This window comes from Bradyrhizobium oligotrophicum S58, from assembly GCF_000344805.1.
Lineage (GTDB): Bacteria > Pseudomonadota > Alphaproteobacteria > Rhizobiales > Xanthobacteraceae > Bradyrhizobium > Bradyrhizobium oligotrophicum.
Genome location: NC_020453.1, coordinates 2,419,824 through 2,431,892 on the forward strand (window position 1 = coordinate 2,419,824; position 12,069 = coordinate 2,431,892).

10 protein-coding genes and 1 pseudogene are annotated in these 12,069 nt (G+C 63.4%); 9 read left to right on the forward strand and 2 right to left on the reverse strand.

Features of this window, described 5'->3' with window-relative positions; translation table 11 throughout:
- Positions 1–31: 31 nt before the first annotated feature.
- The 9 genes and pseudogenes from S58_RS10355 (at position 32) to S58_RS10390 (ending at position 10,285) form a co-directional block, all read left to right on the forward strand.
- Positions 32–1,963 carry an FAD/NAD(P)-binding protein gene (locus S58_RS10355; RefSeq protein ID WP_052351205.1) on the forward strand — a complete coding sequence of 644 codons (1,932 nt, stop codon included), beginning with the start codon at positions 32–34 and terminating at the stop codon, positions 1,961–1,963.
- A gap of 43 nt (positions 1,964–2,006) precedes the next feature.
- Positions 2,007–3,053 (forward strand): aldose epimerase family protein, encoded by a 1,047-nt coding sequence (locus tag S58_RS10360; RefSeq protein WP_015665245.1) that lies wholly within the window; start codon positions 2,007–2,009, stop codon positions 3,051–3,053.
- A gap of 22 nt (positions 3,054–3,075) precedes the next feature.
- Positions 3,076–3,906 carry an inositol monophosphatase family protein gene (locus S58_RS10365; RefSeq protein WP_015665246.1) on the forward strand — a complete coding sequence of 277 codons (831 nt, stop codon included), beginning with the start codon at positions 3,076–3,078 and terminating at the stop codon, positions 3,904–3,906.
- A gap of 58 nt (positions 3,907–3,964) precedes the next feature.
- On the forward strand, positions 3,965–4,822 hold the full coding sequence (locus S58_RS10370) for an FAD binding domain-containing protein (protein WP_015665247.1): 858 nt from the start codon (positions 3,965–3,967) through the stop codon (positions 4,820–4,822).
- Between the two features lie 15 nt (positions 4,823–4,837).
- Positions 4,838–5,311 (forward strand): (2Fe-2S)-binding protein, encoded by a 474-nt coding sequence (locus S58_RS10375; RefSeq protein ID WP_015665248.1) that lies wholly within the window; start codon positions 4,838–4,840, stop codon positions 5,309–5,311.
- The gene (locus S58_RS10380) at positions 5,304–7,640 is read left to right on the forward strand and encodes a xanthine dehydrogenase family protein molybdopterin-binding subunit (RefSeq protein WP_015665249.1); all 2,337 of its coding nucleotides are present in this window, start codon (positions 5,304–5,306) and stop codon (positions 7,638–7,640) included. The genes S58_RS10375 and S58_RS10380 overlap by 8 nt, the downstream gene beginning before the upstream one ends.
- 63 nt (positions 7,641–7,703) lie before the next feature.
- A complete protein-coding gene (locus S58_RS35795; RefSeq protein ID WP_015665250.1) occupies positions 7,704–8,957 on the forward strand; it encodes a glycosyltransferase in 1,254 nt (417 codons plus the stop codon).
- Positions 8,958–9,230: 273 nt separating this feature from the next.
- Positions 9,231–9,445 (forward strand): annotated as a pseudogene (locus tag S58_RS38960) (site-specific integrase); the annotation flags it as partial.
- 645 nt (positions 9,446–10,090) lie between these two features.
- Complete coding sequence (locus S58_RS10390) at positions 10,091–10,285, forward strand: DUF6130 family protein (RefSeq protein WP_015665251.1); 195 nt, start codon at positions 10,091–10,093, stop codon at positions 10,283–10,285.
- Between the two features lie 333 nt (positions 10,286–10,618).
- Here the strand turns inward: S58_RS10390 and S58_RS10395 are convergent, their stop codons facing one another.
- Together S58_RS10395 and S58_RS10400 are read right to left on the reverse strand one after the other, a co-directional pair.
- Positions 10,619–11,095 carry a nitronate monooxygenase gene (locus tag S58_RS10395; RefSeq protein ID WP_144058293.1) on the reverse strand — a complete coding sequence of 159 codons (477 nt, stop codon included), beginning with the start codon at positions 11,093–11,095 and terminating at the stop codon, positions 10,619–10,621.
- Between the two features lie 284 nt (positions 11,096–11,379).
- Entirely contained in the window at positions 11,380–12,051 is a 672-nt protein-coding gene (locus tag S58_RS10400; RefSeq protein ID WP_015665252.1) for a nitroreductase, read from the reverse strand.
- Positions 12,052–12,069 lie beyond the last annotated feature (18 nt).

Consider the following 12,069-nt stretch of genomic DNA (forward strand, 5'->3'; position numbering starts at 1 on the left):
TGCTTGGGATGAGGTGCCGATGATACAGCCGATGCTCAACAAGTTGTCGGAGGCGACGGACCGCTGGAGCGTGATGCCAGAGCGCATCGCCATCATCGGCACCGGGCCACGAGGAATTTCCGTGATCGAGAGGCTCGCCGGCAGGCTCGCGGAGAGCTCAACGCTTCGGTCCCTGGTGGTTTATGCGATCGACAGCGTGGAGGTCGGTTGCGGCCGCCTATGGCGCACCGATCAGCCCGACTGGCTGCTGATGAACACCCGCTGCAAGAACGTGACGATGTTCCCGAACCCGCCGGACGGAGCGGCCTGGCGTGCGGGCTATGGACCGACATTCATGGAATGGTGGCGGCAGATCGACGTCAATTATCCCGGTCCGTCGGGATTGGCGCCCCGGGGGCTTTACGGGAAGTACCTGAAGTTCGTCCTCGACGTGGTCGAACTGAATCTGCCCGAGCAGATGCACATCGAACGGGTGCGGGACAGGGTCACTGACATCGACGAGCATGCCGGCGAGTATGTGCTGACCTTCGAATCCGGGCGCGACAGTCTCCGTGTCGACCGTCTCGTCGTCTGTTCGGGCTATCCTCTCAGCAAGGCGAAATCGGCGAGTCAGGAATCAACGCCGTCATCACGGCACCTGACCTGCTTCGACGTGCTCGAGACCTTTCAAAGCGGCTTGTCCCTCCCGGCGGACTTGTCGGGGCAGGCCATCGGCCTCAGGGGGCTCGGCCTGTCCTTCTACGACGTGTTGTCGGAACTGACACTCGGTCGTGGCGGCCGGTTTGTTCATGGCGACGATGGGGATGTCCGATATTTGCGAAGCGGCCGCGAGCCGAGGCTGATCGTGGCGGGATCGCGCAGCGGTTTCCCCTTGCCCATGCGCGGCAGGGACGATCGCCCCGCAGGGCTCGGCTTTGCGCCGCGATTCTTCACCGAGACACGCATTGCTGACATCCGTGCCGAGGGCCCGGCATGCTTCCGCACCAGCTACCTGCCCTGGCTCACGGCCGAAGTGAACTTCGCCTATCTCGAAAAGACACTCGCGCCCGATCGCTTCGACAGCTTCCGCAAGCAGCTTGACGCGGGCGACGCATCCACCGCGACCATCATGCCGTTGATGTCGGAGGTAGCTCACTCCTTTGGCGTCGAAGGTCTGCTCGACCTTGAAGCGATGGCCGCGCCGTTCAGGGGCATGTCGTTCCCGACCCAGGACGCCTTCAGGCGGGCGGTCGTTTCGCTGGTTCGCCAGGATGTCGCCCGCTCCGAGGCGGGCGAGTTCACCGATCCGGTCAAGGCCGCTCTCAATGTTCTCCGTTTCATCAGACCCCATATCCGCAAGGCCGTGGACCTGGGCGGGCTGACCCACACGTCCCACCACGAATTCATCACCAGGATCGGTCCGACCATCGCTTTCCTCTCGACCGGCCCTTCCCTGACACGGGCCAGGCAACTGCTCGCGCTGATCGAAAGCGGTCTGTTGGAATTGCTTGGTCCAGGTGCGAGCTTTCGCGCGAAGGATGGGGCAGGCTTCGTCGCCTCGTCGGATGCAGTCGAGAACTACAGTGCTGATATCGATGTCCTGATCGACGCGTATGTGCCGGCGCCGAATGTCGACGTCGACGACAATCCCGCCATTCGCAGCCTGGCCGATGCCGGACTGCTGAGGAGCTTCATGGGAACAGGCGGCGTGCAAGTCACCGCCAAGCCGTTCCATCCGGTCACCAGGGACGGCGAAGTCAAGGACCGCATCCACGTGCTCGGAATACCGACCGAGGCTGCCAGGTGGTTCCTGCATGTCGGCGTAATCGAGCCGGGCGTGTGGGACGAATTCATCGACGATGCCGACGCGATCGCAACGGCCGCCATCGAAAAACTCGTCCCGAGCAATCCGGGACCGGATGAGCGGGGCAGCGAAAAGAGCAGAGAGGGCGCTACGCGGACTCCGAACAAGTATCTGAGCTGACGCAAACAGCGCTGACGGCGACGCAGCAACAGGGGTGGACGAGATGCAGAACCGGGTTTTTGGACACGTCGACGGGGTCGACATCCACGAGGTCACCCTGCGCTCGGACAATGGCATCGAGGCCAGGATCCTGACATGGGGTGCGGTCGTACGAGACCTGTTGATTCCCACAGCCCGGGGCCCGCAAAGGGTGGTGGTCGGTTACGACACACTGGAAGATTATGTCGCCGACACGGCTCATGCCGGGGCGATTGCGGGGCGCTTCGCCAACAGGATCGGGAACGGTCGTTTCGAAATTGATGGCCGGGACTGCCAGCTGCCTCTCAATCAGGACGGCAAGCATACGCTGCATGGAGGTGGCGACGGTCAGGGCTTCAGCCGGAGGCCATGGACGCTCGAAGCCCATGATCCAACGTCGGTGACGATGTCGCTGCGCTCTCCGGACGGCGACGCCGGTTTTCCTGGCAATCTCGACGTTCGCTGCGTCTATCGTCTGCTAGGTCCCGCGACCCTGCAGGTTGAACTGGCCGCAACGACCGATGCCCCGACGCTCTGCAATCTCGTGAGCCATGGCTACTTCAACCTCGAACTGCCGGCCGGCTTTGCCGACGCTGCTGTGCCAAACGCCATCGACCATGAATTCGTGGTGGAGGCGGATTTCTATACGCCGGTCGACGACGACCTCATTCCGACCGGCGAAATCCGTTCGATCTCCGGTACGCCATTCGACTTCCACCGGCAAAGACCGCTGCGCAATCCGGAAAACGTCACCTATGACATTGGCTTTGTGTTGCGGCGGCAGCCCTTGCCGGGAAACGATCTGGTCCATGCCGGAACGCTGTTCGGGCCACGAACGGAAATGGCCCTCGACGTTTTCACGACCGAGCCGCACCTCCAACTCTACGATGGCGGCAGCTTCAAGGGGCCGGCCGTCGGCCTCGACGGCGCGCGTTACAGCAAGCATTGCGGCATCTGCCTCGAGCCGCAACGCTATCCTGACAGCCCCAACCATCGACACTTCTCCGACGCCGTGCTGCGACCCGGCGACACCTATCGGCAGGTGACGGAATATCGTTTCCGCGCATCGTGACACGTAACGAAGGGCGAGCAAGATGGGATTCTCCTTCACGAACCAGGATCAGCAGACCCTTGTCCTGATGCAGGCTGTTGCGGAAGCAACAGCACAGGCGGCCGGCCGCTTGGCTCTGTCCTATCTGCGTCAGAACAAGCCGCTCGAGATTGAAACCAAGGGTCCGCAAGATTTCGTCACGGCGGTCGACAGGGCCGTCGAGCTGCTGATTAGGAAGCGCCTGCAGGAAGCCTTCCCCTATCACGCCATCCTTGGCGAGGAGTTCGGGCTCGATCGGGAAGGCGAGCGGATTGTCTGGGTGCTCGATCCGATCGACGGCACCTCGAACTTCATGCGCGATCGCCCGAGCTGGTGCGTTTCGATCGGGGCTGCGATCGAGGGCCAACCGGTGCTGGGCGTCATCTACGATCCGGTCAAGGACGAACTCTACAGCGCTGCGGCGGGTCGGGGCGCGACGCGCAACGGCGAGCCCATCACCGTGAACATGGAGAGCTCGGCCGGCAAGTCCGTATTCGGCGTGGGCTTCACCCGCGGCAAGAGCGTTGCGGCACACGCTCGGCAGATCAATCACATCCTCGAACATGGCTGCGAGTACCGGCGGTTCGGTTCATCGGCCATGATGCTCGCCCAGGTCGCTGATGGTCGGCTGGACGGCTATGCCGACGCGCGGACCAGCGTCTGGGACGTGATCGCCGGGCTTGTCCTGGTGCGCGAGGCGGGCGGGGTGATCGAAAGCTTCATTGAAAGCGGCGCGCAGGACGGGGCGATCCTGGCTGCCGCGCCGGCTGCCGCCGAAACGGCGTCACGTCTGCTTGCCATCGACCTTCAACACGACCTGCGGCAACCCGCCTGATGGTCAGCGGCGGGAACGCCGCGATCGCCAATGCACCGGAAATTTGCCTGGAGGAGACATGCAAGGTCAGCAGATAACGGGTCTGCACAAGCCGGAGACGGTTGCGGAAGCGCTTGCCGCGCTTTCGGACCTGGGTGGCGGCGGGACGGTCATGGCCGGAGCTACATGGATCATGCGGGCGCCATTCCGTCGGGAGCCGATGAAGCCGGCCTATGTCTCGCTTGCGCAGATTCCCGAACTGCATCGCATCGCGTTCACCCAAGCCCATGTGAGGATTGGCAGTGCTGTCACCCACGCCCAGCTCGTACGCGAACTCCAGGCGATTCCAGAATTGGGCGGACTGGTGTCGGCGGCCGGCGATTCGGCCAACCCTGCCGTCCGTCAGGCAGCAACCGTAGGCGGCAACTTGTGTACGGCGGATTTCGCTGCCGCCGACCTGGTCCCGGCACTGCTTTGTCAGGATGCCGAAGTCGAGATATTGACGATGGAAGGTCGCCAGTTCCTGAGCCTCGATGCCTTCCTTGGCCTTCGAGAGAGGCTTGAACGGGCCTATCTGCTCGTGTCCGTGCTGGTCCCGCGGCGCCCACTTGCCTCCGCCCATGCGCGCTTGCCGCTCAGGAAGGCCGGAGACTATCCGGTGGCCATCGTCAGTGTTGCCGTTGAACGTCGGCCAGACGGTCACATGCGAGGCGCCGCCATCGCCGTCGGATCGGTCGAAGCCGTCGCCCGGCGATGGCGCGGCCTGGAACGGGCGGTTGCGGGCCTGCCGCTCGATGCGTCGCGCATCCACCAGCTTGCCCTCGATCTGGCCGACGAGTTTGTCGGTCGGGACGGGCCTGAGGTGCCCGGATGGTATCGCGTCAAGGTGCTGCCGACCCTGGTGCGTCGCGCCTTCGCAACGCTGCAGCAACACTAGCCGGAGCGGGGAGACATGGCGGTCTGCATCAAGGTGAACGGTGAAGAACGCAGTTTCGACGGAGACGTGGTGACGCCGCTCCTGGATGTTCTGCGCAACAGCTTCTTCCTGACCGGCGCCAAGGACGTCTGCCGGGAAGGCTTCTGCGGCGCCTGCATGGTCCACGTCGACGGGGTGGCCGTGATCTCCTGCCTGACCCCGGTGGGACTGGTCGACGCCAAGAGCGTGTTGACCATCGAAGGGCTGGGCGATGAAGGTGATCTTGTCCCCCTGCAGCGGGCCCTTGAGGAGGGGGACGCGGTCCAGTGCGGCATGTGCTTTCCCGGCATCGTCATGAGCCTTACGAACTTGCTCGCGCAGCAGCCTTTGGCCACGCGCGACGACATCAAGCGCGGCCTCTGCGGCAACGTCTGTCGCTGCACCGGCTACGAACGCATCGTCGATGCCGCGCTGACGCTCGCGAGGAACGAGAGGCACGCAGATGTCTGAGGCAGAAGCGCTGGCTGCGGTGGTCAATTTCGCGAGGCGTGACGCCCGCGACAAGTTGCGTGGACGCACCCGCTACATGGTGGATCAGGTAAGGCCAGGGACGCTGCACGGCTTCGTGCTGCGCGCAACCGTGCCGTCGGCGCGGATCGTGAACATCGACACGTCCGTCGCGCGCAGGATGCCCGGCGTGAGGGCTATCGTCACCGCAGAGGACGCGCCCGGCAGGTTCGGTATCGGCATTGCCGACCAGCCTCTCTTTGCAAGCGACGTTGTGCGCTATCACGGCGAGCCGATCGCCGCCGTTGCGGCGGATACGCTTTGGCAAGCGCGGGAAGCGGCGGCTGCCATCGACGTCAGGCTCGAGGCGATGCCTGCGGTCCTGACCATGGCCGAGGCCCTGTCCAACCATGCGCACCTCGTGCACCGGGATTGGAAACGCTACGAAGTGCTGCTCGAGGCTGAGGGCGGCAGGCGGGGCGGCAATATCGCCTGGGAGGCGACGGTTGCACGCGGAGATACGGCAGCGGCCTTCGCCCGCAGCGACGTTGCAATCATCGAAAGCAGCTTCCGGGTCGGTCGGCAGAGCCACATGCAGCTGGAGCCGCGCGGGGCTATCGCCTCCTATGAGGACGGAAGGATTCACCTGGTCGCCTCGACGCAGGCGCCCTGGACCGTCAAGAACGTGACAGCGCGTGCACTCGGTCTTCCTCCCTCCCGGGTTCGTGTCACCGTGCCGCCCGTCGGTGGTGGCTTCGGAGTGAAGTACGGCTGTTCGATCGAGCCCTATGCGGCTGCGCTTGCGCGCGCAGCGGGGAGGTCCGTCGCCCTCATCAACTCACGACAGGAAGAACTGCAGACCTGCCCGTGCCGGGAAAACGCCGACATCCACATCCGTTCGGCAGTCACCCCGGCGGGAGATATCGTCGGCCGCGAGGCCACGGTGCTGATGGATTGCGGCGCCTATGGCGGCGAGCAGATCTATCTGACGACGATGACCGCACATACGCTTGGATCGGCCTATCGGCTCGGCGCCGTCAAGATGACCAGCCGCGCGGTCTATACCAACACCGCCCCCAATGGGGCGTTCCGCGCCTGCAACGGGGTCTACAACGTCTTCGCACTCGAACGTCATACGGACGAAATCTGCAGCGCCATAGGCATGGACCCGCTGGAGTTCAGGCGCCGCAACGTGCTTGGCGACGGGGACATCGGATCGACCGGGCAGGTCTTCGAGGGAAATGTCCTCGGGCCGATGTTGGACCGCATGCAAGCAATGTCCCGCTCCCAGCCATCCAAGCGAGCCGAGGTTGGGGAGCGCCTCTACGGCAAGGCGACCACGGTGGGAACCTGGTTCGTCTTTGTCGGGCCCTCCGCGGCCACCGTCAACCTCAACCCCGATGGCAGCGCCACGCTGGTGACGGCCGGGGTCGAAATCGGGCAGGGCACCATGATGCAATCCCTGCCGCAGATCGTCGCGGCCAAGCTCGGCATCCGCCCCGAAGATGTCGTGGTCAATGCCGCCGACACCGATGCGGCGGGCTTCGACGTGGGCGTAGGCGGCGGGCGGACCACGGTGTCGCTCGGTGCCGCCGCCTCGGTCGCATGCGACGAGGTGCGCCGGAAGCTGCTCGAGGTCGCAAGCAGGATGCTGCAGACGAGCCCCGAACAACTGGTACTCCAGAATGGACATGTGGAATTTGTCGGGAGAGCTGGCGGGGGCATCCCGGTCGCCAGCATCGCCGAGCATGCCCAGGCGGTCGGCGGCCCGATCTCCGGCAGCGGCGCGTTCACGCGCGCAGGCGTGCCCGCCATGACGGGGTGCGCGGCCGGTCACTTCCTGGATGCTGTCGACATTCCCGTCTTTGCCGTCCACGAATGTGAGATCGCGATCGATCCGGAGACCGGGCATGTCGAGGTCCTCAGCTATCGGGTGGTGCAGGACGTCGGACGGGCGCTCAACCCGAGCGCCATTCACGGCCAGATTCAGGGTGGCGTGACCCAGGGACTCGGCTACGCGCTGCACGAAGAGGTGACCATCAATCCCGACGGGCAGATCGCCCAGTCGGGCTTTGGAAGCTACAGGGTCCCGCTGGCGCAGGACGTCGTCCCCGTGGAGATCGCGCTGCATGAAGGCGCCCCGTCGATGGGGCCGTTCGGGACAAAGGGAGCGGGCGAAGTGCCCATCCTGAATGTCGGCGGCACCATCGCCTGCGCCATCGCCAACGCCACCGGCAAGAGGGTGCAGGAACTGCCGCTGACCCCGCCACGGGTCCTGAGCCTGATGCTCGACAGGACAGAACAACTCGATCTGCGGCACGCGCCGTTCTAGCCGCTCGTCGCACAGCGCATCGAGCCATCGCAATGGATCGCCGGATTGGAGTGTAGAACGAACATGGCCGCGACAAAGACCGCCAAGATCGTGCCGGACAATGATCATGTCGTCCGGTTCCTGAGCTCCTGGAGCTACCGCGCCAACGCATTCCGAATTGCCGATCGGCTGGTGGCCGAAAACATCACGGACCGGACATCCATCCTCGGCGTCGCCGAAGGCGACGAAGTGCTCGCCGAACTCGTCGCCTTCCTTGCGGAGGCGCGGCGCTTCGTCCGGACCATCGACCGGACGCTCAGCATCGGCATCGTCTTTGCCGTGTGGAAGGAGGTTCGGCGCCTGCAGCCGTATTCCGCAGACAATCCGACCGGCGAAGACGCCTTGCGCGCCAAGGTGGCGGAGCTGGAGTGGCTGTTCCGCGACACGCCGGTGACATGGAGCATCTACATCGTCGACGACGAGTGTCCCGACGGAAGCCTCGAGGTCGCACGGACAATCGTCGACGAGGCAGGATGGAAGAATATCTTCCTGCTCAAGCTCCGCGACGCCCTGCCGTCCTCTGAGCTGCCGCTGTCCAAGCTCGACAGCGCGACGTCCTCGACCAAGGGCGGGGCGATCCTCCATGGCATGCAGCGGGCCGCGAAGGACGGGCACGACTATGTCATGTACACCGACTGCGACAACAGCAATCATCTGGGTCAGATCGGGCTCTTCCTGCACGAGCTGGTGGGCAAGGGAAAAAAGGCCGCGATCGGCGACCGCCGGGCCACGCGCATTTCCGAATGGCAGACGACGCGCGAGAGCGAATCCTACGCCAACTACATCTTGAAGCGCGTCCACGCACTGCTGGATTTCGACCTGCTTCTGGGGGACGTCACCTGCCCGTTCAAGATGTTCGAACGGGAATATCTCCTCGGCCTGCTCGAACGCATGGACGTTTTCGACTTCTGCGTCGATTTCGACGTCGTCGGCTATCTGAAGACCAGCGGCGCGCCGGTTGCGATCGTGCCCATCGTTTCGGTGGACTCCGACAGCGAGACGACCTGGATCGCGCTCACCAATGTCAAGGTGTGGTGGCAGAAACTGCACGGCTTCATCTATGTCATCGAAAAGTACAAGCTGGCTCACAATGAACACGCCGCCAGCCTGGTTCGGGAAAAGCTTTGGACGCAGGACAATATCCGGAAGGTCCTCGAGGTCGCTGCCGGTGGTGTGACCTCCAATGGTCGCCGCCTGACCGCGGAGGAACAGCTCGCGATGCCTTTCGCGGAGGTCGACGGCTGGATTCGGTCTGCACTGGCAACTGGCGCCACCTGAACGCATCTCCCGGTGAAGATCGCTCAACACGATGGTCACACCTCCGAAGTGCGAGTCACACAAGCTCAATCAAGCGGTTGTGCCAGGATCGTGTGAGATATCCGGCCAGCGCTGCGCCCGGCCGCATCGGCAGCGGCTGTCTTGCCCCGCCAACAGGCTGATGACGCCTATCAGAACGGCCAGCGTCGCCTGCGTTGTGGGGCGCCGCGCCGCCGCCGTCGGCTCCAGCCGGGCCGCCCCACGCAACTCCACCCAGCGCCGCAACACGGAATCGCGGCAACGTGGCTGATGCAGCGCGGCGCGGACCCATGGCAGGCCGCGGGCTATCTCGGCATGTCGCTCGAGCTCCTGCTGAATACCTATGTCACCATCATCCGGACTATCTGTCCGATACTGTCGAGAAGATCGCGAAGCGTGATTCCGTTCCCAGGCAAACGGTGACGACGCCGGGTACGGTGATTGCCTTGCAACGGGCCAAGTTGGAATGAACGCCTCGCGATCTTGAGCGACGCGAACCGCCGACGGCACGTCGCTTGCTGGATCGTAGCTCATCTGCTGCGCGAGACGGTGCTATCGTTAGGCAGGGCTGCGTTCTCGGCCAGGAGTTCTCTTACATCGTCGAACCTTTCCGATGCTGGCGTGAGCCAGGGGCGCCGAGCCTTGCGACTTCCGCACGAACGAAAAGTGGACGTATCTGGTGCGGTTTCTGGTGCGGCGAGCCCGCTGCGGGCAAGGCGCAAAATTGTGAGTTCGTCGACGTTCTTCCGTTTCTAGTCTTCGATCAACTTTGCTGGTCCTGGCAGGTTGTCAGACCTCCCCAAGGTGCCAACACTTCGGCAGTGTGGTGGCCGACGCCGCTCGTCCAGGCCCCACCACAACGACAAGCAGGGCCAGGCTGAGCCTGGATCTCGCTCAATGTCGACGGCGGAGCGGTATTCGCCGTACTCCATCGCTCGCCGATAGGTTTCGGCAAGCTTGCAGAGCAACACAGCGTTCATGACGTGACCTATTGCGTCGTCGAGGCCGGCAATGCAGGCGGTTTCATCGCAGCCACAGTCGTTCCGGCAATCTCGCAATCCGCCATGAGCTCCGGGCTGTGATCGCCGACGCCCGGCTTGCCTGGACGCTCGCCGATGGATGTGTTGCCGAGGGTTGGACACGTGCACATCACGGTCGACGACGCGACCTGGCACTTTATCGACGCGTCCGGCGAAACGGTGGTCCTTGTGGGACTGGCTCCGGGCCCGCACCGCGTCCTGTTCGAATTGGCGGACCCGACCCACCGCGCGATCGACAGTCAAACGGTGCGTTTCATCCTACCGGAGTGAGATCGGCGGATGTTGTGGAAACGAAGAAGCGCCGAGCAGAACCGCTGCATACGCCAAGCGGCCTGGGGCGCAAATGCTGTGCGCGACGTCTCAGGCTTGTTGACCGAATACAAAGCTGCGGCTTGGGCCAGCGTCGCTAGTGGCTAGTTGTAGAGCCGGCGCAGCGCCTTGATGGCCTCTCGTTGCTCGTCGATTTGCTGCTGGATCGCCTTGCGAAGCTCCATCTGCCGATAGGCGTCGCTGGCCATGCTCTCCGTGCGGCGATGAAACGGATTCCCATGTAGGCGAGATCGCAGCCGAGCAGCCGTGCCGCGGCGAGCGCTACGCCGTCTGCTACGCCGCCGGCAAGAACGATCGCTTCGTCGAAGATTGCGCGGACGGCTCGGACGAAGGAAAATGGATTTGCCCAGCCGGTCCGGCCGCTCGCCCGGCACTCAACAGGATCAGCCCATCCGCCCCGGCCTTGATTGCTTTCTCCGCGTGATTCACAGACGCGATATCGGCGAATACGAGACAGCCTACATCGTGCAGCGGTCCAACGGCCGCTGCAGGAGACCCGACGCTGGTGATGATCATCTCCACCTTGTGGCGGACGAGACAAGCAAGCTCTTCCTGGAAGCGCGGCTGCCGCACGATCAAATTGGGGCAGTGTGGTGCAGCCTGATGACCCGAGTCTGCAACGCCATGCTCGATCGCGCTCAGCCAGTGATCGAGTTCTTCGACCGATCCAGCGTTGGCAGTGGGGAAGGCGCCGATCAGCCCCGACCGGCAAACCGCCGTGACGAGGTTGACGCCCGATACCCGGAGCATCGGAGTGGCCATCAAAGGCAGGCGCAACCGCGATGCGATCTTCGAGGGCAGGCCGGTTCAGTTCGTGAGAGTCATGTCGCCTTAAGTTGCTCTTGGAAGAGCTATCCTGCGCTTGCGCCGAGCTCTGTCATTGGAGTCTAAGCGCCAGCGCTGCACACGACAGGACCCTTGGAGCACCTTGCTCCAAGGGCCGTTCGCGAAGGGATGGTGCTGCCATGATAGCGAAGCCCCTTCAGACCCAACATGAAGGTGGTCGTGTCGATGATTTCATCGTGCCCCGCAAGTCAGAAGCCTCGAAGCGTCGCAAATTCCGATAAGTCGGCGCGCTCCGTGCGAAGGCTGTTGATGGGATGCTCAGCATCCGCGTAGCCGAGAGCCATGCCGCAAAAGATCATGAGATGAGGCGGCAAAGCGATGAATTCGGCTATCGTCCTGTGCCAGATTGCCCACGCTTCCTGCGGGCAAGTGGCCAATCCCTTTTCGAAGGCCAGCAACATGACGGATTGCAAGTACATGCCAAGATCAGCCCACTGTCCCGGCTCCATCTCGCGATCGATGGCAAAGAACAAGCCGACCGGAGCGCCGAAAAATCCAAAATTCTTCGCGAGCTGCTTCAGGCGCACGGCCTTGTCCTCGCGTGGAATTTCAATTGTGCGATAAAGATCTTCGCCGTTCTTGAAGCGTCGGGTCCTGTACGGCTCCTTCAGCTCGGGTGGATAGATGTTGTATTCTGCTTTTTCGCCCATTGGGTTGATCTTCATCCGCTCGGCGACGAGCGACTTGAACCGTTCGAGCTCTTGACCAGCCAGCGCCCAGACATGCCAGGGCTGAAGGTTGCCGCCCGAAGGCGAACGACCGGCCGCCAGCAGGATATCCTTCACGATCTCTCCCTGGACGGGCTTATCCAGAAACGCGCGGACCGACATTCGTGAGTTTAGGGCGTCGGAAACTTTCATAGGTTGTCCTCATGCAAA

Bases quoted from the DNA above. Each gene is read 5' to 3' on its own strand.
- S58_RS10395 (WP_144058293.1), bottom strand. From the start codon at position 11,095: ATGCTCCGGGTATCGGGCGTCAACCTCGTCACGGCGGTTTGCCGGTCG.
- S58_RS10380 (WP_015665249.1), top strand. From the start codon at position 5,304: ATGTCTGAGGCAGAAGCGCTGGCTGCGGTGGTCAATTTCGCGAGGCGT.
- S58_RS10390 (WP_015665251.1), top strand. From the start codon at position 10,091: ATGGATGTGTTGCCGAGGGTTGGACACGTGCACATCACGGTCGACGAC.
- S58_RS10400 (WP_015665252.1), bottom strand. From the start codon at position 12,051: ATGAAAGTTTCCGACGCCCTAAACTCACGAATGTCGGTCCGCGCGTTT.
- S58_RS35795 (WP_015665250.1), top strand. From the start codon at position 7,704: ATGGCCGCGACAAAGACCGCCAAGATCGTGCCGGACAATGATCATGTC.
- S58_RS10370 (WP_015665247.1), top strand. From the start codon at position 3,965: ATGCAAGGTCAGCAGATAACGGGTCTGCACAAGCCGGAGACGGTTGCG.
- S58_RS10355 (WP_052351205.1), top strand. From the start codon at position 32: ATGCTCAACAAGTTGTCGGAGGCGACGGACCGCTGGAGCGTGATGCCA.
- S58_RS10375 (WP_015665248.1), top strand. From the start codon at position 4,838: ATGGCGGTCTGCATCAAGGTGAACGGTGAAGAACGCAGTTTCGACGGA.
- S58_RS10360 (WP_015665245.1), top strand. From the start codon at position 2,007: ATGCAGAACCGGGTTTTTGGACACGTCGACGGGGTCGACATCCACGAG.
- S58_RS10365 (WP_015665246.1), top strand. From the start codon at position 3,076: ATGGGATTCTCCTTCACGAACCAGGATCAGCAGACCCTTGTCCTGATG.